Genomic DNA, 21,887 nt, shown 5'->3' with positions numbered 1-21,887 from the left:
CTTCGCTGTATAGATATAAAATTCGGTTATTCATTAATCATTTTTTCATTTTATTGACGGAGTATTTCATGACTCACAGATCATGGGCTCTCAAGCCTATTGCTGTTGCGCTAACCGCCCTAGCGCTCCTTTCCGGCTGCTCAACGGATGACAACGCGGAAGCGAATACCTCGGAGAACCTTATACGACCAGTGAAGCTATTCACCGTCGCCTCCACCGAGGCCGTCAGCGTTCGCCACTTTCCAGCAGAACTAAAGGCCAGTAATGAGTCTGATTTAGCCTTTCGGGTTGGGGGGCAGCTATTCGAGCTCGCCGTCAAAGAGGGTGAGCAAGTCAAACGAGGCCAACTATTAGCGTCACTCGACCCAACCGACTATCAACTGAAAGTAGAGCTGTCTCAAGCCAACTACAAGCTGGCGCGCGTTCAATTCGAACGAATCAAAACCATGCTGACGCAACAGGCGACGACACAAGCGCAATACGATGAAGCGAAAGCAAATCTAGATAAAGCTGAAAATGCGCTACAAACAGCTAAAAATCAATTGGGCTACAGTGAGTTACGTGCGCCATTTGACGGTGTCATTGCATCGCTGGCAGTGGATAACTTCGAGTACGTAGCCGCCACCCAGACCATTTTACATATTCAGAATATCGAGAAAATGGATGTGCAGTTCCAAATCCCTGAGCGCTTAGTCGCTAATATTCGGGACGTTGCCTTGGAGTACCATCCAAAAGTGACCATTGATGCAGTGCCCAACAAAGTCTTCGAAGGCGTTTATAAAGACCATCGCACCGCACCAAATACCACCACGAAATCTTACGATGCGACGATCTCACTGCTCAATGCCAATAAAGCGGGTATTAATCTACTTCCTGGCATGACCGCTACCGTTGATCTTGACATCAGCGCCATCAGTGGACAACCCACGCATATTCTCGTGCCAATTGAAGCAGTGATGCGCAATCAAAACCAGCAAGGACAAGAACAAAGCATTATCTGGGTTTACGACTCAGTGTCCAACAAGGTTGCGCCACGTACGGTAACACTTGGCGACATGAGCAATAATCACATCGAAATCACATCCGGCCTCGCCGCAGGCGAACAAATTGTTGCCGCAGGTGTTAACAGTCTAACGGAAGATATGTCGGTACGCCCTTGGACCCGTGAGCGAGGAATTTAAGTTGAATATTGCCGGTTATTTTATAAAGCGTAAGGTATCCAGTTGGCTGGTTACCTTAATCCTACTGGTCGGCGGTGCCATTGCCTTTACGAATTTAGGGCAATTGGAAGACCCTGAATTCACCATCAAAGATGCGTTGGTCATTACTTCTTACCCCGGTGCCAGCCCAGAGCAGGTCGAAGAAGAAGTCACCTATCCGATTGAATTAGAGCTCCAAAACCTCCCCTATCTCGACAAAGTCGTCTCGACGTCTAAAGCGGGTTATTCCAAGGTTCAGATCACAATAAAAGACACGTATCGAGCCCAAGAGTTAAAACAAATTTGGGATGAGGTACGCAAAAAAGTCCGCGATATGAGTGGTCAATTTCCTGCAGGCGTAGGCTCTCCCATGGTTGTCGATGACTTCGGAGATGTGTATGGCATCATGCTTGCCGTCCACGGGGAAGGTTACCCTTATAAAGATCTAGAAACTTACGTGGACTACTTAAAACGCGAGCTCGTATTGGTTGATGGAGTAGCGAAAGTCGCGGTTGCAGCGGAACAAAGTGAACAAGTCACGATTGAAATCTCGCGTTCCAAAATCGCCACCATGGGGGTCTCCCCCACTGAGCTGCAGCGCTTATTAGCCAACCAAAACATTGTTTCCAATGCAGGCAAAGTGCAAGTGGGAACAGAGTACATCCGTATTAATCCAACTGGCGAATTTCAAGACATTTCCGAGCTGGAAAACTTGGTGGTCGGCAGCCCTATCGACGGCAACCTCATTCGCCTGAAAGACGTCGCAACCGTTAAACGGGAATACAAAGATCCACAGACCCATTTGGTTAATTTTAATGGTGCCAGTTCGTTGCTAATGGGGGTTTCATTCAGTAACAACGTGAATGTGGTTGAGGTCGGTAAGCGCATTGAACAACGCTTAAACGAGCTGACCTATCAACAACCCGTTGGCATCAGTCTTGACACGGTCTACTTCCAATCCAAGGAAGTGGATAAGTCGGTGACAAGCTTCCTATCTAACCTAGCCGCCGCCGTCGGCATCGTTATATTAGTACTGTTAGTGTTTATGGGCGTGCGCTCAGGCATCCTCATTGGACTGATTTTACTGCTGACTATCCTTGGCACCTTTATCGTCATGGATTACTTTAACATCAACTTGCAACGCATTTCGCTAGGGGGTTTGATCATAGCCTTAGGAATGCTGGTCGATAACGCGATTGTCGTGACGGAAGGTATCCTGATCGGACTACACCGAGGCCAAAGCAAGTTTGAAGCGGCCTCCAGCGTGGTCAAGCAGACCAAATGGCCATTATTGGGTGCTACGGTGATTGCGGTCACAGCGTTTGCTCCAATCGGCCTCTCACCTGATTCGGCTGGGGAATTCGTTGGCACACTATTTTACGTCCTAATGATCTCACTCATGCTGAGCTGGGTAACGGCCATTACCTTAACGCCGTTTTTCTGCGATTTGTTTTTCAAAGAAAATAAAGAAGCCATGGCTTCAGAGGAAGAACAAGACCCCTACAAAGGCTTTTTGTTTGTGGGTTATAAATGGATGCTGGATAAAGCGATGCACTTTCGCTGGCTCACTGTTATCGCGTTGGTTGCATCGTTGCTCGTGGCAGGCTGGGCGTTTCAATTTGTGAAGCAAGCGTTTTTCCCACCGTCTACCACACCGATGTTCTACCTTGATATCAATATGCCAGAAGGGACGCACATCAATTCAACGTATGACGAAGTCAAGAAAATCGAAGCAGACCTGCTCGGTGACGATCGCATTGAATTCATCACCAGCACTACAGGCCAAGGCGCTTTGCGCTTTATGCTCACCTACACGGCAGAGCAAACTGACTCGAGTTATGCGCAGTTCATCATTCGAACAAAGAAAGCGGAAGACATTCCTCCCCTCATGGAAGACGTCTACCAGAAGATGTCGATGCACTATCCTGAACTTGAGTTCAAACTTCAGCGTTTACAATTAGGGCCCTCAACGGGAGCTAAGATCGAAACCCGTGTAAGTGGTCCGAGCCCTGATGTATTGCGTCGTATCAGCGAGCAGATACAAGCCATTTATCGCGCAGACGGTGGCCTAGAGAACATTAAGGATGATTGGCGTCAGCCGGTAAAAGTACTGCGTCCTATTTTTAACGATGCACAAGCACGTCGCTTAGGCATTAACAAATCGGATCTCGATGAAGTACTACTAACCAACTTTACAGGGGCCAAGATTGGTACCTACAGAGACGGAAGTGACTTATTACCGATTGTTCAGACTGTCCCTGAAAACGAGCGGGTCTCTATCGACCAAGTGCGTGACTTACAGATATACAGTCCAGCAAGCGGCGCATATGTGTCGGTATCCAACTTAGTCGATGGTTTTGAAACCGTCTGGGAAGATCCGATTATTGAGCGCCGAGACCGTAAACGCACGATTACTGTCAAGGCCGATCCATTGATACTGGGCGATGAAACCGCTATGGCGGTATTTAGCCGCATTCGTGGTCCGATTGAACAAATTGAGCTGCCACCTGGCTATAGCCTTGAATGGGGCGGCGAGTACGAAAGCAGTACCGATGCACAGGCAAACATATTTACATCTCTCCCGATGGGATACTTGTTTATGTTCATCATTACCATTCTGCTATTCAACTCGATTCGAGTGCCTCTCGTCATTTGGTTCTGTGTGCCATTGGCTCTGATTGGTGTGTCGTTGGGGCTATTAGCAATGAACGCCGCATTCAGTTTTATGGCATTACTTGGGTTCCTAAGCTTATCGGGGATGATCGTTAAAAACGGAATCGTGCTAGCAGATCAGATCAATTACGAACTCGCTGAAGGGACCGAAACCTATGAAGCGGTGTTTAAGTCTGCCGTGAGTCGGGTAAGGCCTGTATGTATGGCTGCGATTACCACGATTTTAGGGATGGTGCCGCTTTTATACGATGCATTTTTTGAAGGTATGGCGGTCGTAATCGCCTTTGGTCTAGGCTTCGCTACCATCCTAACGCTGATTGCAGTCCCCGTATTTTATGTCATTCTTCACCGAGTGAAGTACCGGAAACCACGCGACTTTAATATGTAAGTCGTCCACCAGCTCCCTGACACAATATGTCAGGGAGCTTTGGAATATTTATGCGAATAGAAGATCTATTAAAACTCGACATTAAGTTGTTAGTGTCATTTCAAGTAATTCTTGAAGAATGCAGTGTCTCACGCGCGGCTGAGAGGTTAGGTGTGACACAACCTGCATTGAGTAAATCACTACAGCGCCTGCGTGACTTATTCAACGACCCTCTGTTTACACGTCAAGCGTATGGACTAAGCCCAACATCCAGAGCATACGAGTTAAGTGAGCTGATCGCGCCCATTCTGGGTTCAATGTCGAATCTGTTGCAGCCCACGCAGTTTGACCAAGCGACGCTGAAGCGCCGCTTTAATATTAAAGCCGACGAAGAAATGCTGCTCACTTTCAATGAGCCGATGTTGGCCATGTTGCATTATCAAGCGCCAAACATTCGTTTGATGACCAGTAACTGGACACAAGATGGCTTTGACGACCTTATGAATGGTGTAGATTTAGGCATTCTTAATGCGTCCAGTACGCCCAACAACATCCGAAGCAAACTAGTCGGCGTAATGGATGCCTGTGTGATTCTAAGCGAATCCCATCCGCTGTATTTTAATGAAGAAATCACCCTCTCTGATCTGGTTAAGCACAATACCGTAGTGTTCAACATACGAAATTTCCGCAGCGCCACAACCTGTGTCACTATCGAGAAATTGGAACGCTTGGGCTATGTTATCGAACCAAAGATCGAAACCGACAGTATTGCGGTGACCATTGAAGCCGTTAAGCGAGGCATGGCCTTAATCGGCACTGCGCAGCTAGGGGAAGTGTTTACGGACATCGTTAACTTTAAAGAGGGATTATCCGCTGTCCGAGTGGTGCCTTTACCTCAGGATGCCGTCGATGCCGATCCGTATAAAGGTCGTCACCCAGTTCAAATTTGCTGGCATGAACGCTATGACAAAGATCCTGCGCATAAGTGGTTCAGAGAACAAGTGCTCGAATTTATGCGCCAATCACCTTGGATGCACAGCGAGTAACAGCCCGTCCGACAGTTGATTGGGCAAACGCTCAATCAACTGCTTTTCGCCCAATATTGGCGATTACTCGGCGTTAAGTTCCGCGCGCAGCCATTCAAATCGTGGAATGACCTCACCATCGATTTCGACACTTTCTAAAAACATCTCTTTGGGCCGCACCCACCAGCCATAATCACCATACAGCGCTTGATAAACCACGACCTCTTCTTCTGTTTCACTGTGTTTTGCGACACGCTCAATCCAATATTCCGCTCCTTTATAGTGACGGTATACCCCTGACGCTAAATCAATATTCTTCATATTTTTCCTAAATTCGACGCATTATGTCCAAGTTATTGAATGTAAGGTCGCAATTACGAAACTCGAGACCTACCCCATTACGCCAGCTTTCGCCATAATCAATACATTGTCTGCCTATGTTAAAGGAGCGTCCAGTGTATTTAGTTCGGCCAGCTGATTTTGCAGATTTGCCTGCCTTAGAACGTCTAGCTCAAAACGCTGGGATAGGCATCACTAATTTTCCCGCTAACCGTGATCGGCTAAACGACAAAATAGCGTCCTCCATACGCTCTCTGCAAACCGATGTGGTACAGCCTGGTAACGAATCCTATTTATTTGTTCTTATCTATACAGCAACCAATGAGGTCGTTGGTGTCTGCGGTATTGATGCGATGGTAGGTATAGACTCGCCTTTTTACAGCTACCGTATTGATGAAGTCGTACATGCCTCGCCACAACTACAGATTCACAATCGAATCCCAGCTCTATTTCTATGCCATGACTACAGTGGAATGAGCCGCTTGATTTCCTTAGTCATTGATCAAGCCCACCAAACACCTGAAGCCATGGCGCTACTATCAAGAGCCCGGCTTCTCTTTATTGCACGCCATCCAGATCGTTTTACCACAAAGCTATTTGTCGAATTACGTGGCGAAAGCAACCGCAAAGGCTATTCACCGTTTTGGGATGCGCTGGGTAGGCACTTTTTTAGCATGGATTTTAAAAAAGCAGATTACTTATCTGGTGTTAGTAATAAACACTTTATTGCAGAGCTCATGCCGCGCTACCCGATCTATGTCCCAACGTTGCCAGAGGAAGCTCAAGATGTCATTGGGGTGATTCATGAAGACTCGGAACGCGTTGCTGACATCTTGCTTGAAGAGGGGTTTGTGTTCCGAGACTACGTAGACATATTTGATGCAGGCCCAAGCATTGAGGCACGAGTACAAGATCTTAGGACCGTTACCCGCCAGCGCACTGGAAAAGCGTTGGTCGATAACAACCTAGTCGGCGACACACGCTATTTGATCGCGGCAGGCCATTTGGATGATTTTCGCGTAACCAGCGCGGTTGCTGATGCGCAAGTGGCAGGATTAGCCCTAAGCATCGAAACTCAACAACGGTTAAGCATCAATTCCGGTAGTCGGATTCAATGGGCTGAACTTTAATTATTATTGAGCCGTCATCTTTGACGACTCCCTGCATTGCATTAAGAGGACTAACGCTATGATGGTTATACGACCGATACGTGAAGATGACCTAGCTGATCTATATCGCTTGGCCGAGCAAACTGGGGTCGGGTTTACCTCCTTAGTGGCTGACAATAAGATTCTAAAAAATAAGATTGCAGCCTCTATTGCTGCGTTCAACAAGGAAGATATTGACCAACCCTATGAAGAAAGCTACCTATTTGTCCTAGAAGACACGGAAACACATAACATCGTCGGTACCTGCGGTTTGCTATCAACCGTAGGATTAAACGAACCTTTTTACAGCTACCATTTAGGCACAATTACACACTCCTCTCGCGAACTGGGCGTTCATAACCTTCATCCTACGTTAGTTCTGAACAATGACTACACGGGAGTGAGTGAGGTGTGCACGCTATTTTTAGAAGAAGATTACCGCCACTCTCGTAATGGCCAGTTACTGTCCAAAAGCCGATTTATGTTCTTGGCTCAATTTCCTGAACGTTTCACTGAGAAAGTGTTTGCGGAGATGCGCGGCGTCTGCGATGAAAAAGGTACGTCGCCACTTTGGGAAAACCTTGGACGGCAGTTCTTTTCGATCGACTTCGATCGGGCAGACGAGCTCACAGCGCTAGGTAGCAAACAGTTCATCGCCGAGCTGATGCCAAATAACCCTGTATACGTCAACCTATTAGCCTCTGAAGCACGGGAGGTCATCGGTAAAGTTCATAAAAATACCGAGCCTGCGCGTCGCCTATTAGAGCAGGAAGGGTTCCGGTTTGAAAACTATGTGGACATCTTTGATGGCGGCCCAACGCTTGAGGCACGCATTCAGGACCTCCGTGCGGTACGTGAAAGCCGTCTCGTTCTTGCGACCATTGGACAACCGAAAGGCACAAATGAAGGCACCCAATATCTGGTGTCTAACGCTAAACTCAGCGACTACCGCTGCATTTTAATTCAGCGCTCGACACCCCCAGGCAGTGGATTGATCCTGACTCAAGAAGAAGCCGATGCACTGCTCGTAAAGCACAAAGAGCCTTTACGCGTCGTCGAGTTGTCACCCTATACCAGTCGCTAAATCACCGAGGAGAACGTATGAAACAGCAACATTTCATCAATAATCAATGGATCCAAGGTCTGGGCGAACCGATGTCTTCTGTTGACCCTGCCGACGCGTCTATCGTTTGGCAAGCTCAAGCAGCAAACACCACTCAAGTAAATGAAGCGGTTGCTGCCGCAAGAGAAGCGTTTCCAAATTGGGCCAATCGCCGTATTGAAGAGCGTATTGAGATTATTGAGCGGTTCGCAGCACTGGTTAAAAACCATAGCGAAGACATCGCAACATTAATCAGCCGCGAAACAGGCAAACCTATCTGGGAAACCCGCACAGAAGTCGCCGCAATGATTGGTAAAGTCACCATCTCACAAACGGCATACCATGAGCGTACTGGCACTAAGGCCTCCAATTTACCCGGCGCCAAAGCCGTTTTACGCCATAGACCTCATGGCGTAGTGGCCGTATTTGGGCCCTACAACTTCCCTGGCCACCTCCCCAATGGTCATATCGTCCCAGCGCTCATTGCTGGCAATACGATTGTCTTCAAACCTAGCGAATTAGCCCCTGCCGTGTCGGATTTAATCATTCAATTATGGCAACAAGCAGGTATTCCTGCGGGGGTCCTTAATCTTGTTCAAGGTCAACGTGAAACAGGGATTGCGTTAGCAAACCATGATGGCATTGACGGTTTGTTTTTTACGGGCAGCCCTCAAGTCGGCCATTTATTACATGATAATTTCGCTGGGCACCCGGGTAAGATTCTTGCCTTAGAAATGGGCGGCAATAACCCGCTGCTGGTCTCACAACACACCCAAGATACGCGCGCGGTGATTCATGAAATCGTTCAATCCGCGTTCCTGTCTGCTGGTCAACGTTGCACCTGTGCACGACGATTACTGATACCAAAAGGCGCTCATGGTGACCACATTATCGAGCAGTTAGCCAACGCAACCCGTTCATTGGTCATTGATCGTTTTGACGCTGAGCCCGCTCCATTCATGGGACCAGTAGTATCAGCCCAAGCTGCCGACGGTCTGCTTCAGAATTACCAAAAGCTGGTCAAGCTAGGCGCTACACCGATTGTTGAAATGACACGAGGTGATCGTCAAACAGGCTTTGTTACGCCCGGTATCCTTGACGCTACCGAGGTGCTCGACACCTTACCAGATGAAGAATATTTTGGGCCATTACTGACGGTGATTCGTTACAACAGCCTTGATCAGGCAATGGATATTGCGAACAACACTCGTTTTGGCCTGTCTGCAGGAATCCTATCTGATCAGCGCGAAGAATATGAATGGTTCTTACAACACAGTCGAGCGGGCATCATCAATTGGAATCGCCAAACGACAGGCGCATCCAGTTCAGCGCCCTTCGGAGGCACGGGCGCCAGTGGCAATCACAGAGCAAGCGCATACTATGCGGCAGACTATTGTGCGTACCCTGTCGCTAGCATTGAAGTCGAAGAACTTAAAGTACCCGATACGCTTCCCAATGGCGTAACGCTATAATCACGATAATGACTGAGGAGATAACAATGAGTTACGCAACTGAGGCGAATTTCGATGGTCTAGTTGGACCCACTCATAACTACAGCGGCTTGTCGTTTGGTAATGTTGCCTCCCAACAGAACTCAACTCACCCGTCTAATCCCAAAGCCGCTGCCAAACAAGGCTTGGTAAAAATGAAAGCCCTAGCAGATATGGGATTTGTACAGGGGGTATTAGCACCCCACGAGCGCCCTCATATCCCCACTCTTCGATCACTCGGTTTCATCGGCAGCGATGCTCAAGTGCTTGCTCAGGCCGCTCAACAAGCCCCTAAACTATTGGCTGCCGTCAGCTCTGCTTCTTGCATGTGGACGGCGAACGCCGCAACCGTGTCACCCAGTGCCGATAGCAAAGATGGCCGTGTACACTTTACCCCAGCCAACCTTGTTAATAAATTTCATCGGTCCATAGAGCACGAAACCACCAGTGCAGTGCTAAAAGCCACATTTAACAACCCTCAATACTTTGCTCACCACCCTACGCTCCCCAGCGTGGATCACTTTGGTGACGAAGGGGCAGCCAACCATACGCGCTTCTGCAAAGACTATGGGCAACAAGGTGTTGAGTTCTTTGTGTATGGCATGTCCGCATTCAACACCGCAATGCCAAGACCGCAACACTATCCGGCACGACATACCTTAGAAGCGTCTCAGGCCGTGGCGCGGAATCATGGTTTAGATCCTGAGAAAACAGTGTTTGCGCAACAACACCCCGATGTCATTGATGCGGGTGTATTCCATAATGACGTGATCGCAGTTGGCAATGGCAACGTACATTTTTACCATGAACGAGCATTCCTCAAACGCGAGCAAATGAAAGCAGATATTTTGCGGGCATGGGGCGATGAGCATACTCCGTTTTACTTTGTCGAAGTTCCTGAAGTGGCGGTATCAGTCGAAGACTGTGTGCAGTCGTACCTCTTCAATAGTCAGTTGTTATCCCATAAAAATGGCGAAATGACCTTAGTTGTACCGGGGGAAGTTGAGAATAATGCTCGTGTTTGGGCCTATCTGAACGACTTAGTAAACCAAACAACGCCCATTAAACACGTGAAAGTGTTCGACCTTAAACAAAGCATGAGCAATGGCGGAGGCCCTGCTTGCCTGCGTTTACGTGTTGCCCTCAATGAGCAGGAACTGGCCGCAGTGAATCCTGCGACCTTGATGAATGATCAACTGTTCGAAACGCTCAATACATGGATTGATAAGCACTACCGCGATCGCTTGATCGAAGCCGATTTAGCTGATCCAAACTTACTAACAGAAAGTCGCCAAGCACTGGATGAACTCACCCAAATACTACAGCTTGGCAGCGTGTACGACTTTCAAAAAGCCTAATCACTGAAATCAGTGTTGAGCAAAATTGGGGGATTTCCCCCCCTTTTTCTACTCACTAGCCATATAGTTCATTCTAAAACGCTTCTAATAGCTGAATGAATTTTCATACCTCAACCTTATTACTCTGATGGTATCGCCTAGCGGATGAAACCTATTCTGTACTGAAAAACTAGTTTTCAATAGCTTTGCTTATCTTGATGTTCAAGCAGAGAAATTCAGCTTGGAGCCTTAATGTGTTAGCGCTATTGTTAAACCTAGTAACTGTATAGTCTCCCTCTGTTTTTTGTTGATGAAGCGAACTTATTATCTATGACTAAAGAAAAGTACATTCCATTAGATCGTCAATTTTCAATGATTTCAGAAGACCAAGAAGATCTAGATAATAATCAATTGCTTTTTTCTTTAGGCCATTCAGCGCTAAAAACTTGGGCTGATTTAGAAGGTGAATATCGCTGTGTCATTTTAGCTGAAGCTGGTGCTGGCAAGACCGAGGAATTACGTAATAGAGCCAAAGCCTTATCGGAACAAGGCAGGCCATCCTTTTTTATTCGTATTGAAGATATCGAACAAGATTTTTATGACGCCTTTGAGGTTGGAACAGAGGGGGAGTTTAATGGTTGGTTAGAATCGACAGAAGAAGCTTGGTTCTTTTTGGATTCGGTCGATGAAGCAAGGTTAGAAACTCCGAGGGCTTTTGAATCTGCGTTAAGGAAATTCTCTAAAGGCATCAAAAAAGGTGCTCATAGAATGCATCTTTATGTTTCCAGCCGTCCTTACTCTTGGCGACCAGAAGCTGATCTAGAGTTGCTGAATAGATATTTATTTTTAGCTGCAAAGAAACATGAGGATGACAGTACAGAAGATAATCCCACTCAACCTCAAAGTGCTTTGACTGTACTCGGCATGAGGCCTTTAGATGAGGAAAGAATTCGCTGTTTCTGTGAAAAAAGATCGGTGAATGACATTGATGAACTCTTAAGGGAAATTGATAGAGCGAGTATTTGGAGCTTGGCTCAACGGCCTCTTGATTTAGACAGTATTTTATCCAAATGGAGAAAGGATAAAAAACTTGGTAGCCGTCTAGATCTACTAGAACACAGTATAAATGAGCAATTGAGTGATGAACATAATATAGATAGGGCACAACGTCAGCCGTTAAATTTAGAGCAAGCCCATAAGGGTGCGCAGCGTTTGGCTGCCGCTGTCGTCATGAGCGGCCAATCAAATATTAATATTCCAGACGCCTCACCCGACAAATTGGGAATAGATGCTAGAGCTGTACTTTCTGATTGGCATCCGAGTGATGTGAATGCCCTTTTGGAGCGAGGTATTTTCAGCGACGTCATATACGGAGCAGTTCGATTTAGGCATCGTGATATCAGGGAGATACTCGCAGCCAAATGGTTTGCTTACCTGATAGCTAATGGCGACAGTCGTTTGTCTATAGAGCGTTTATTTATTGGAGAACAATATGGCGAGACAATCATTAGGCCAAGACTCCGTCCTATCCTGCCTTGGTTAATCTTGTGGGATGATGGCATAAGAGATGCCGTTTTACGTATTGCCCCTGAAATTGCTATTGAAGGCGGTGATCCATCTAAGCTCTCTTTACCCAAAAGACAAACTATTCTGAAGAATATTATTCGTCGAATCATCGACGATGAAAATAATGGTGCTGGAAGAGATAATGGCGCAATTGCAAGAATTGCAGATGCTGCCCTGACAAACGATACCTTACAGCTTATCGATCAACACAAAGAAAATGATGATGCTATTTTCTTTCTTGCTCGATTGGTTTGGCAAGGAAAAATGACCGACTGCGTTGCTCCTTTGCTAGAAATAGCTCTTAACCCGATTCGAGGAATTTATTCTCGAATCACCTCTGCTCGGGTGGTCATGACTTGCGGTACTGATGAACAAATACAATCTTTATGGCGAGGTCTCAATCAAAGCGGTGACAAACTCCCACGTTCACTACTGAGAGAGATAATTGATGAAACTGAGCCAACCAGTGAGAATATTCAAAATGTTCTCCTTTCCCTTGGCAGATTACAATTTTCTCCTAATGAACGCTTTGAAGCCAATAGATTGAGACGATCACTCCATCAATTCATCGAACGAATGCCGATTGTTGGAAATGCTCTTATTTATCAGGAGCTTCTTGTTGGTTTACTTGTTTACTTAAACACTCCTCCATACGTTGAAAAGAGAGAATGTAAAGTATCTGAGGCTAATTCATGGCTTCTAAGTATTGCTGTTCATGCTGTTGAGCGTCTAGTTGACCTTAAACATCCATTTTCCTTTTCCGATGAAAGTTTATTCATTCTTATGATGCTACCTCTATACAGTTCTTGGGGAGGACGGCACTATGACGATTATGAAAGTAACTTAGCGGAACTGATACCAAATTGGAGTGAGTTGAATGACCAGCTCTATTGGAGTTGTATCGAACAGGAGAAAGCTAAGCAGCTAGCAGATTCGAAAAGCGAGCCTTTGAGCTCCGATTCTTCTATTTTTTGGAAAGGTCATTTTTGGGCATTTGAAACAGTTGAGAGTTTTCAAAGACTGCTTTCATTTATACGTTATCGAGCATTAGAAAATGATCAATCTATTGCGCTTAGCACTGCCTTTCGTGTTTACAGCAGACACGACAAACCATCGGGTATGCTATCGAAGCTAAAAGCAAGCGTAGAGCATAGTGCTATTTTGACAAATAAGTTAGATACTTTGATTGATCCTCCAATTTCTGAATGGGAAGTAAAGCATCAACAAGAACAGCAAGAGTATGAGCATCAATATCGTTTAAGGGAAGAGGAAGAAAAAGCATCTCGTAACGCTTGGATAGCGGATCTGAAAACCAATTTTCATCGGTTGATAACAGCTAATAACACTGGAGAAATCACTAACGAACACTGTTGGTTGATGGATGAAATAAGTGGAAGTTCTTTACAGACAAATCGAAGTGAGGGCTCTGATTGGAGGTTTCTTATTTCGGACTTTGGTGAAGATGTTGCACTTGCTTATCGCGACTCTGCGATGAATCATTGGAGAATTTATACTCCTACACTTCAATCTGAAAGCGGTAGAAGAAGTAATTCAGTTTCTTCGGCTTTGATTTTTGCAGTGGCTGGTTTGGAAATTGAGGCCGCTGTACTCCCTGAATTCCCTCAACATTTAAGTGAACCAGAAGTACATCATGCGTTGCGCTATATCACGTGGGAGATAAATGGTTTTCCTAGTTGGTTTGAGAGCATGTACCGAACATTCCCATCATTGGTTACAAAAGCGGTTACCCAAGAACTTATTTGGGAGCTAGAAAACGCAGAACTAGATTTGCATTACCGTGTATTGGACTCCCTTGTATTCAGTGCTCCTTGGTTACATGAAGATATAGCAACTTCCCTTTTGGAGTGGTTGGAGGCCAACCCAAACAAACTAAATCCGGAGAATCGAAGAGATTGTATACACCTTCTAATTTCTGGGAAGAGTGACCCTAATCGCTTGGCAAGTATTGCAAAACAAGAAATAGATAAAAGTAACGATTTAGATAGTGTTGCTTGCTGGTTTGCTCTTTTGGTTGATAGTGATCCAGTTAATGGCATTCCTCAGCTTGAACAATGGTTAGAAGGGATTGATCATGAGCTAGTCAGTCGAGCGGCTCAGATTTTTGTTACCGCTCTTGTTGGTGAAAGTCATAGATCATTTAGTGTGCCTAACATAGGTTACTTCAAGACACCAGAGCACCTGAAAAAGCTCTATGTCCTCATGCATAAATATATTCCGTCCAAAGATGATATAAACCGTGCCGACGGCGGAATATATACTCCAGAGTTGAGAGATGATGCACAAAGTGCTCGGAGCACACTGTTTTCACTTCTATGTAATATGACTGGTTTTGCTAGTTATGCAGCTATCAAACAACTGATTGAAGAACACCCCGAGCCTGAGTATCGAAAATGGATGGTTCAACAAGCCTATAAAAGGGCGATGGTAGATGGTGATTTAGAGCTCTGGACGGTAGATCAGTTTTGTCAGTTTGATAAAAATCGGACAGTAACACCTGCGACCCATCGCCAACTTTTTAATCATACGGTTAATCGACTAAACGATTTAAAAAACTGGTTAGAGCGCGGTAATGACAGCCCATGGCGGACTTGGAAAAGAACCGAGGGCGAAACAGAAATGCGCACTCTGATTGCTGGCTGGCTCAACCAGAACAGCCACGGACAGTACACAACGGCTCAAGAGTCTGAACTTGCAAATGGCCAGCGCATGGATATTTGGCTTCATAATACAAATGTACAATCTCCCGTTCCTGTTGAGCTAAAGCTGCTGGATAAATCATGGACAGGCCCTAAATTAAAAGAGCGATTAAGAAATCAGCTCGCGGGCGATTATCTTCGACAGGAAGGTGCTGGGTGTGGTGTCTTCTTATTAGTTGCGCAGGATGTAGAGCCAATAAAGCGATGGCGTATTGACGATAGGTTAGTCAACTTGAGCGAGCTTTCAGGAGCGCTTAAAACCCATTGGCTGAGTATTGCTGAAAACTATCCTAGAATTCATGAGTTAGAAATAATCGTTATTGATTTGCTGGAAAGGGAGCGGTTTAGTGATTCATGAGTTACTCTCCACTTCGGCAATGGCTTCGTTTAAACGAGAGGCGTTTTTGGGACTTGCCATCAAATAAGCTGTTTCTTCATACGCTTGGAAATCTTCCAAACTAATCAGTACTGCCGGTTTACCGCCCTGACGAGTAATGAGAACGGGCTTATGATCGTCGTTCACTTTATCGAGTGTACTGGCAAGGTTAGTTCTAAAGGCTGAATAGCTTAACGTATCCATAATATACTCCTTCAAGTAAGTACTTATATTTGTACGCAATAACTCATTGGACAGTCAATGTTTGGCTTAGACAACATGGGCACTATGCTAAGCGACTTCTATCGCGCAAAGCGAAGTATATAATCGACCTTGACCATGATTCGCTTGAGTCACAGCCAATAAAAAAGCCTTTTGGTTGTCTATCCAAAAGGCTTTTAATCTACATTCGATCGTGCGTTATCCGCTAAAAGTGTGCACCGTTTTCAAAATAATCGGCTTTGTTTATGTCTGTAAACAGTGTCGTTATATCTTGCCCTGGCTCGATCAACGGTCTAAATAAGTCATCCACCGCTTGGGCCACCTTCGCTTTGATGGCCGCACCACGATCAAACCATAAAATTTCGATAAAAGGGTAAGCAGGCGAAGCGCCGCCCACAGCAAAGAACGTCGATGCTTGGTATTCAAGTGTAAAATGGGAGTTCGGCGTGTCGGTTAACTCCGCTAAGGTTTCAACTAATAGATCTGAAACCGATTCTAGATCTTCCAACGGCAAGCCGCGCACTCGTATATGGGGCATGTCTTATCACCTTAAAGCTGCATTCGGCTTATATCTTACCACTCATCGACATAATCAAACGAGTAACTGTCGACGACTTCGTTATCTTTGACAATGTCCACCGTCCACATGCCATCGAACCCAGGCATCAACCGTTTGCTTGACCAAACACGCCAACGATCCCCTCGGATATCAAACGGTATTTCGGCTTGCACTTCGCCATCTAATTTCCAGCGGTGCACAACTTGGCTACCCGCCATATCACGTAAGTCGGTAAAGAAATAAACGCGTTGAATTTCTCCATACTCAACTTTAACGACATCACCGATATTATCTATCGGCTCTCGATCTACCACATCGGATGCAAACTGAGCTCTGGCTACTGTGCCTGCCGCTGAAGCGATCGACATACCAAATAAAGCCACCACTAAAAGCATCGAGCGAATCAGAGATATGCGCATAGTTATTCCTATTTGTATTTTGAATAAAAAGCCTTCTCTCAAATGATGACAGAAGGCACACATCTTGTAATTAAACTAGCTCAAAATTCGCATCACGAGGTGTTTTTTTATGTGTAAAATTGCAACCGCTGAACCAGTCTCGCAATTTAAACAACCTAACACGCTAAACTCAAAGGCTTTTACACTTATTAACCTTTGTGTCGATCCGCCAATGGCGTGGAGAAGGTGTATTCCATATCCCATGGAAACCGAATCCAAGTATCTTGGCTAACTTCTGTTATAAATGTATCCACTAAGGGCTTACCCGCTGGTTTCGCATAAACGGTTGCAAAGTGCGCTTTAGGCAACAACTTACGAATTTCCCGAGCCGTCTTACCGGTGTCGACCAAATCGTCAATTAGGATATAGCCTTCTCCATCCCCTTCAACACCTTTTAAGATACGCAAATCACCCTGCTGATTAGCAGTACCGCCCTGTTCTGCTGAGTCGTAACTCACTACACAAATGGTATCGATCAAGCGAATATCCATTTCCCGACATAAAATAGCGGCTGGCACTAAACCACCTCGAGTAATCGCAATAATGCCTTTCCATGGGCCTTGCTCTAACAAACGCCAAGACAAAGCTCGCGCATCACGATGCAGCTCTTGCCAAGACACAGGGAAATCTTTTGAATAGGGATTCATCGTTTGCTCCTAAGCGTTTCACTCTATAAATCCGTCGCCCTTCCTAGGATGAGCACGTTAGCCAGATCATTAAGCCGCGCATTTTAGACCAATCGGTTAAAGTTTTTCCATATAAAAAACCGAAATAACCCTGAACTAACATCAAACACTTTAGCTTTTTGGCTTTTTTAACGCCATGGGTAACCCCGCCGCAACAAACGTCACATGTTCACAAAGCGTTGCTAAACGTTGGTTCAATACGCCAATTTCATCAGTGTAGTGTCGCGCCAATTCGTTCATAGGTAAAATACCAAGCCCGACCTCAGCACTCACCATTATTAAAGGGCTCTTAAACTGATCAACAGCTGTTACAAACGCTTCAATCTCCGCCTGTTTCTGAACCTCATCCTCTTGGCACAATAGATTCGTCAACCAAAGCGAACAACATTCAACGATTACCCCTGACTTGGGTGATTGTTCTTGAACCGCTAATAATGTCTTAGCGAGGGTCATAGGCTCCTCGATAACCCGCCAATGATCAGGACGATACGCTTTGTGTTTCTCCACTCGCTTTGCCATCCCTTCGTCCCAAATCTGCGACGTGGCAATGTAAGTTACGGCCTCAGACTGTTCCGTTATCCAACGTTCTGCAAACGTACTTTTGCCGCTACGCACACCACCTAAAACAAGATGCCTCATCCTAGCTCCTTTAACTGATGGCCTTGCAATAATTTGACCAACGCCTGATTCAAACGGTTCATTTCATGTCCCGCGGGTAGCGAAACTCTTACCCAACCTTGCCCTAAGCGAATATGAATTCCGACGCCATGTAATGCCTCGAATGCTTTTTTTGCTTGCTCTGGAGTCGTTCGCCACGTAGAAAACAAGGCCGTGTTTGAACGCTCTTGTGAGTCAAACAATGTATTCAGTTTAGGGACTATATGCGCTGCAAAATAGGCATTACGCTCTTCAATGGAGGCAGATGCCTCCACCTGCCATGCACGATCTTCTAACGCCCGCGCCACCAGCTCTAAAGCAGGTGTAGCGACTGGCCAAGGGCCACATAAAGCGCGCAACGGAGTACGCAAAGATTCCGCCCCGAACGCAAACCCCACTCGCGCTCCTGCTAAGCCAAAGAACTTACCAACGGATCGAAGTACGACGCATTGTTCAGGCAGCGTTCCACGTAACCAACTTGACTCAGGTGACGCATCCATAAACGCCTCATCCACAATCAGGCGACGAGATGGACTCAGTGACAGCCGATGTTGCAACGCTTGCTTTAACGCTTCGCTCACCAGCTCCCCGGTAGGATTGTTAGGGTGAATCACCACTGCGACATCCCAATCTCGCTCAAGTAGCTCGGAAACTGACTCATAATGATGCAAGGTATAACCCCACTTCTGCCAACAGAAACCGTGCTCTTGATACCCGACCAGCGGCACCATGACGGTTTTGCCTACCCCCTGCGACTCAAAGAGTGGCGGCAATACTTCAATCAGCTGCTGAGTCCCAGCGCCTACCGCGATAGGAGAGACACCAAAGAACTCTTGAGCAGCTTGATATAAACGTACCTGATCGGGTAGCTCGTACCACAGCCTCGGGTCTAATGCAGGAATCGGCCACGGTTCTCTGTTGCATGCTGACGATAAATCTAACCAATGCATGGCCTCATTAAACTGACGCTGCCACGTTTCCAAATCACCACCGTGTGGCGGTGGTGCTATATCAAAATGCATATTAAAACCGCCCATACAAACACACCTTTGTCGATTAACCCAACCGACCGATCTAAATGCTCTACTGTGGGGGCAGCACCTTCTCCGAGTGTTGGGCGCCGTTGTGCCTCACCAAAATACTGTGCCGTACCACCTAATCTGACCGTCAATGCTCCAGCGCCAGCCGCCATTACTGGGCCAGCATTAGGGCTTTTCCATCCTCGCCCTTGGCGTCGTGCACAGCGCATTGCACAGTCAAAGTTGCCACAAACCGCATACGTCAGCACTACCAAACGAGCAGGAATAAAATTCAGTACATCATCGACTCGTGCGGCACACCAGCCAAAATGCAACAAAGACTCTGTTTTATAACCCCACATCGCATCCAACGTATTCGATAAGCGATACAACAAAGCACCAACAGGCCCCAACACAACAAACCAAAAAATCGGTGCAAAAATAGCATCGCTACCATTTTCTAACACCGACTCGATCCCCGCCTTGGCGATCTCAGGCTCTGTCAGCGAATCGGTATCACGACTGACAATACGGCCAACTGCCTCACGCGCCTCATCTAACCAACCATGACGCAATGGCTCGGCAATCGCCAAACTATGCTGACGCAGACTTTGCCAACCAATCGCCCCATACAAAACGAGCGTCCCGACAATAAACTCCATCCAACTAGGAAGAAGCCAAAGCAAAAGACTCAACCCTATCAAAAAGGGAATCACCGCTAGCCCCCACGCGAGCACACCATTTAGCCGCTGATGGCACGCTTTTACTTCTGTCGGCAACTGCAATAGTCGGCGACAATAACTGGCCCATTTACCGAACCCCACTAATGGGTGCCATCGGCTAGGCTCACCAAACAAGCGATCCAGCGCTAATGCTGCAATCAAAGCGAACGCGGTACTCGACAAATAACCGAGAAGAAATTCCATCAGGTTGTCCACAACAAGATTCAATTAACAAAAAGCGTAATTACGCTAGAATTGTGCTCCATTGTAATGAAACTATCGGACATTCCACATGCGTTTTTTTAATCTTATGGTGCAGGGGACTACTTCTGATGCGGGTAAAAGCACGTTAGTCACAGCCCTTTGCCGCTTATTCAAAGAGCGCGGAATATCTGTCGCCCCTTTTAAGCCACAAAACATGGCGCTCAACAGCGCCGTCACCCCCGATGGTAAAGAAATTGGCCGCGCTCAAGCAGTGCAAGCCTATGCCGCTGGCGTCGAACTTGATGTGGACATGAACCCGATCTTACTCAAACCCAATACCGACACCGGTGCCCAAGTCATCATACAAGGGCTATCAATCGGCAATATGGATGCCGTCGGCTACCATGAGTACAAGAACATTGCCAAACGCGCGGCGTTAGAGTCGTACGAACGCCTTGCGTCCTGCTACGAAAGCGTCGTGATTGAAGGTGCCGGCAGCCCAGCAGAAATCAACCTACGTTCGCGCGATATCGCCAACATGGGATTCGCTGAAAGCATCGACTGCCCTGTCATCATCATTGCAGACATAGACAAAGGCGGCGTCTTTGCGCATTTGGTCGGCACTCTAGAATTACTTTCTGAAAGCGAGCAAGACCGAGTAATTGGATTTGTTATCAACCGTTTTCGAGGCGATATATCGCTGCTTCAGTCTGGTCTCGACTGGCTGGAAGAGCGCACAGGAAAACCCGTACTAGGGGTTCTACCTTACCTAATGGGGTTTCACTTAGAAGCGGAAGACGCTGTCGCACATAGCCCCGTCAAAGCGTCCGACATACCGCTGTTAAACGTCGTCATACCAGTACTACCACGAACCAGTAACCACACCGACTGGGACGCTTTAAGACATCATCCCAATGTCCAAGTCACGTTAGTGCGCAAAAACGAAGCCATCCCACCTGCGGACTTAGTCATTTTACCAGGGAGTAAGAGTGTCCAAAGCGATTTGGCATTTTTACAGGACCAAGGCTGGAGCGATTACCTAAACCGACACCTACGCTACGGCGGTAAACTGCTTGGTATCTGCGGAGGTTTTCAAATGCTGGGACAGCACCTGAGCGACCCACTCGCGTTAGAAAACCCACAACCTAGCACTTGCTTTGGGCTGGGCTTAATCCCGATGCAGACCGAGCTTAAAGACGGCAAGCAACTAAAACAACGAATGGGACACTTACCTGACTTCTCCAACGCCTCCATCAAAGGCTACGAAATACACAGCGGCCTCTCTGAATTTCAGATCGACGTCACACCTTTTGCCATCCTTGAAGACGGAACGCCTGAAGGATACCTGTCGCCCGATCATCAAATCATAGGCACCTACCTACATGGATTATTTGACGACCAAAATACACTCAACGCCCTACTAAAATGGGCGGGGGCGAAAGATATTACAGAGTTTGACTACGAAGCCTTCCGTGAGAAAGAAGTTGCTCGTTTAGCCGCAAGCTGTGAAGAACACATGGATATTGATGCACTCATCGAACAATGCCGCAGATTTAGATCTAGCTAGCGGAACCCCGGTTCTGATTTAAAGCTCATCACCTCGCATCTCATGCAATTTCCTTCGCTTGCGCCATTGTCACATGCTTCGACGCGTCAGCACTCAGCAAACGCATGAGACACTAACGAAATAGGCTAAAAGGAAACAACAAAAGAACCTGCTAGCGGCATTCCAACGTCCATTTGCAGCGCACTCTAGTGCTTGCGCGTGGAGCGTAGAATGGACTTGAAATAAAGCAACGGAAAATCTGCTAGCGGAACCCCGATGCTGATTTAAAGCTCATCACCTCGCATCTCATGCAATTTCCTTCGTTTGCGCCATTGTCTCATGCTTCGACGCGTCAGCACTCAGCAAACGCATGAGACACTGACGAAATAGGCTACAAAAGAGCCTCCTAGCGGCATTCCAACGTCCATTTGCAGCGCACTCTAGCGCTTGCGCGTGGAGCGTAGAATGGACTTGA

17 protein-coding genes are annotated in these 21,887 nt (G+C 46.6%); 9 read left to right on the top strand and 8 right to left on the bottom strand.

What is annotated here, in order from left to right:
• The first annotated feature begins 68 nt into the window (after positions 1-68).
• Genes DN730_RS10860 through DN730_RS10850 form a run of 3 tightly spaced genes read left to right on the top strand, consistent with a single transcriptional unit; the run spans position 69 to position 5,285 of the window.
• Complete coding sequence (locus DN730_RS10860; protein WP_115468164.1) at positions 69-1,181, top strand: efflux RND transporter periplasmic adaptor subunit; 1,113 nt, start codon at positions 69-71, stop codon at positions 1,179-1,181.
• A gap of 1 nt (position 1,182) precedes the next feature.
• On the top strand, positions 1,183-4,260 hold the full coding sequence (locus DN730_RS10855; RefSeq protein WP_115468163.1) for an efflux RND transporter permease subunit: 3,078 nt from the start codon (positions 1,183-1,185) through the stop codon (positions 4,258-4,260).
• Between the two features lie 50 nt (positions 4,261-4,310).
• Positions 4,311-5,285 carry a LysR family transcriptional regulator gene (locus DN730_RS10850; protein ID WP_115468162.1) on the top strand — a complete coding sequence of 325 codons (975 nt, stop codon included), beginning with the start codon at positions 4,311-4,313 and terminating at the stop codon, positions 5,283-5,285.
• Positions 5,286-5,348: 63 nt separating this feature from the next.
• Here the strand turns inward: DN730_RS10850 and DN730_RS10845 are convergent, their stop codons facing one another.
• Positions 5,349-5,585, bottom strand: coding sequence for a DUF1653 domain-containing protein (locus DN730_RS10845; protein ID WP_115468161.1), 237 nt, complete (start codon positions 5,583-5,585; stop codon positions 5,349-5,351).
• 134 nt (positions 5,586-5,719) lie between these two features.
• Here DN730_RS10845 and DN730_RS10840 point away from each other — a divergent pair, with 134 nt between their 5' ends.
• The 5 genes from DN730_RS10840 (at position 5,720) to DN730_RS10820 (ending at position 15,321) form a co-directional block, all read left to right on the top strand.
• A complete protein-coding gene (locus tag DN730_RS10840) occupies positions 5,720-6,733 on the top strand; it encodes an arginine N-succinyltransferase (RefSeq protein ID WP_115468160.1) in 1,014 nt (337 codons plus the stop codon).
• Positions 6,734-6,791: 58 nt separating this feature from the next.
• Positions 6,792-7,835 carry an arginine N-succinyltransferase gene (gene astA / locus DN730_RS10835; protein WP_115468159.1) on the top strand — a complete coding sequence of 348 codons (1,044 nt, stop codon included), beginning with the start codon at positions 6,792-6,794 and terminating at the stop codon, positions 7,833-7,835.
• 17 nt (positions 7,836-7,852) lie between these two features.
• Complete coding sequence (astD, locus tag DN730_RS10830) at positions 7,853-9,325, top strand: succinylglutamate-semialdehyde dehydrogenase (RefSeq protein ID WP_115468158.1); 1,473 nt, start codon at positions 7,853-7,855, stop codon at positions 9,323-9,325.
• Positions 9,326-9,351: 26 nt separating this feature from the next.
• On the top strand, positions 9,352-10,701 hold the full coding sequence (astB, locus tag DN730_RS10825; RefSeq protein ID WP_115468157.1) for an N-succinylarginine dihydrolase: 1,350 nt from the start codon (positions 9,352-9,354) through the stop codon (positions 10,699-10,701).
• 309 nt (positions 10,702-11,010) lie between these two features.
• Entirely contained in the window at positions 11,011-15,321 is a 4,311-nt protein-coding gene (locus DN730_RS10820) for an NACHT domain-containing protein (protein ID WP_115468156.1), read from the top strand.
• On the opposite strand, the gene DN730_RS10815 is transcribed toward DN730_RS10820, so the two are convergent.
• The 7 genes from DN730_RS10815 to cbiB form a co-directional block, all read right to left on the bottom strand.
• On the bottom strand, positions 15,316-15,543 hold the full coding sequence (locus DN730_RS10815; protein ID WP_115468155.1) for a type II toxin-antitoxin system Phd/YefM family antitoxin: 228 nt from the start codon (positions 15,541-15,543) through the stop codon (positions 15,316-15,318). The genes DN730_RS10820 and DN730_RS10815 overlap by 6 nt on opposite strands.
• A 223-nt stretch (positions 15,544-15,766) precedes the next feature.
• Positions 15,767-16,099 carry a DUF1904 family protein gene (locus DN730_RS10810; RefSeq protein ID WP_115468154.1) on the bottom strand — a complete coding sequence of 111 codons (333 nt, stop codon included), beginning with the start codon at positions 16,097-16,099 and terminating at the stop codon, positions 15,767-15,769.
• Positions 16,100-16,134: 35 nt separating this feature from the next.
• Positions 16,135-16,539 carry a DUF2914 domain-containing protein gene (locus tag DN730_RS10805; RefSeq protein ID WP_115468153.1) on the bottom strand — a complete coding sequence of 135 codons (405 nt, stop codon included), beginning with the start codon at positions 16,537-16,539 and terminating at the stop codon, positions 16,135-16,137.
• 188 nt (positions 16,540-16,727) lie between these two features.
• Positions 16,728-17,225, bottom strand: a complete 498-nt coding sequence (gene gpt, locus DN730_RS10800) for a xanthine phosphoribosyltransferase (RefSeq protein ID WP_115468152.1) — start codon at positions 17,223-17,225, stop codon at positions 16,728-16,730.
• A 150-nt stretch (positions 17,226-17,375) separates the two neighbouring features.
• The gene (gene cobU, locus DN730_RS10795; RefSeq protein WP_115468151.1) at positions 17,376-17,903 is read right to left on the bottom strand and encodes a bifunctional adenosylcobinamide kinase/adenosylcobinamide-phosphate guanylyltransferase; all 528 of its coding nucleotides are present in this window, start codon (positions 17,901-17,903) and stop codon (positions 17,376-17,378) included.
• Complete coding sequence (locus DN730_RS10790; RefSeq protein WP_245957943.1) at positions 17,900-18,958, bottom strand: aminotransferase class I/II-fold pyridoxal phosphate-dependent enzyme; 1,059 nt, start codon at positions 18,956-18,958, stop codon at positions 17,900-17,902. The genes cobU and DN730_RS10790 overlap by 4 nt, the downstream gene beginning before the upstream one ends.
• Positions 18,928-19,866: an adenosylcobinamide-phosphate synthase CbiB gene (gene cbiB, locus DN730_RS10785; RefSeq protein ID WP_115468150.1), complete on the bottom strand. Its 939-nt coding sequence runs from the start codon at positions 19,864-19,866 to the stop codon at positions 18,928-18,930. The genes DN730_RS10790 and cbiB overlap by 31 nt, the downstream gene beginning before the upstream one ends.
• An 88-nt stretch (positions 19,867-19,954) precedes the next feature.
• Here cbiB and DN730_RS10780 point away from each other — a divergent pair, with 88 nt between their 5' ends.
• Entirely contained in the window at positions 19,955-21,433 is a 1,479-nt protein-coding gene (locus tag DN730_RS10780; RefSeq protein WP_115468149.1) for a cobyric acid synthase, read from the top strand.
• Positions 21,434-21,887: the final 454 nt, after the last annotated feature.

It is taken from the genome of Marinomonas piezotolerans, assembly GCF_003362755.1.
In the GTDB taxonomy this organism is placed as follows: Bacteria; Pseudomonadota; Gammaproteobacteria; order Pseudomonadales; family Marinomonadaceae; genus Marinomonas; species Marinomonas piezotolerans.
The sequence above is the reverse complement of the archived record's forward strand: the minus strand, read 5'-3'. Positions and strand labels throughout refer to the sequence as shown.

Bases quoted from the DNA above. Each gene is read 5' to 3' on its own strand.
- astB (WP_115468157.1), top strand. From the start codon at position 9,352: ATGAGTTACGCAACTGAGGCGAATTTCGATGGTCTAGTTGGACCCACT.
- DN730_RS10820 (WP_115468156.1), top strand. From the start codon at position 11,011: ATGACTAAAGAAAAGTACATTCCATTAGATCGTCAATTTTCAATGATT.
- DN730_RS10810 (WP_115468154.1), bottom strand. From the start codon at position 16,099: ATGCCCCATATACGAGTGCGCGGCTTGCCGTTGGAAGATCTAGAATCG.
- cobU (WP_115468151.1), bottom strand. From the start codon at position 17,903: ATGAGGCATCTTGTTTTAGGTGGTGTGCGTAGCGGCAAAAGTACGTTT.
- gpt (WP_115468152.1), bottom strand. From the start codon at position 17,225: ATGAATCCCTATTCAAAAGATTTCCCTGTGTCTTGGCAAGAGCTGCAT.
- astD (WP_115468158.1), top strand. From the start codon at position 7,853: ATGAAACAGCAACATTTCATCAATAATCAATGGATCCAAGGTCTGGGC.
- DN730_RS10780 (WP_115468149.1), top strand. From the start codon at position 19,955: ATGCGTTTTTTTAATCTTATGGTGCAGGGGACTACTTCTGATGCGGGT.
- cbiB (WP_115468150.1), bottom strand. From the start codon at position 19,866: ATGGAATTTCTTCTCGGTTATTTGTCGAGTACCGCGTTCGCTTTGATT.
- DN730_RS10845 (WP_115468161.1), bottom strand. From the start codon at position 5,585: ATGAAGAATATTGATTTAGCGTCAGGGGTATACCGTCACTATAAAGGA.
- DN730_RS10790 (WP_245957943.1), bottom strand. From the start codon at position 18,958: ATGGGCGGTTTTAATATGCATTTTGATATAGCACCACCGCCACACGGT.
- DN730_RS10850 (WP_115468162.1), top strand. From the start codon at position 4,311: ATGCGAATAGAAGATCTATTAAAACTCGACATTAAGTTGTTAGTGTCA.
- astA (WP_115468159.1), top strand. From the start codon at position 6,792: ATGATGGTTATACGACCGATACGTGAAGATGACCTAGCTGATCTATAT.
- DN730_RS10805 (WP_115468153.1), bottom strand. From the start codon at position 16,539: ATGCGCATATCTCTGATTCGCTCGATGCTTTTAGTGGTGGCTTTATTT.
- DN730_RS10860 (WP_115468164.1), top strand. From the start codon at position 69: ATGACTCACAGATCATGGGCTCTCAAGCCTATTGCTGTTGCGCTAACC.
- DN730_RS10815 (WP_115468155.1), bottom strand. From the start codon at position 15,543: ATGGATACGTTAAGCTATTCAGCCTTTAGAACTAACCTTGCCAGTACA.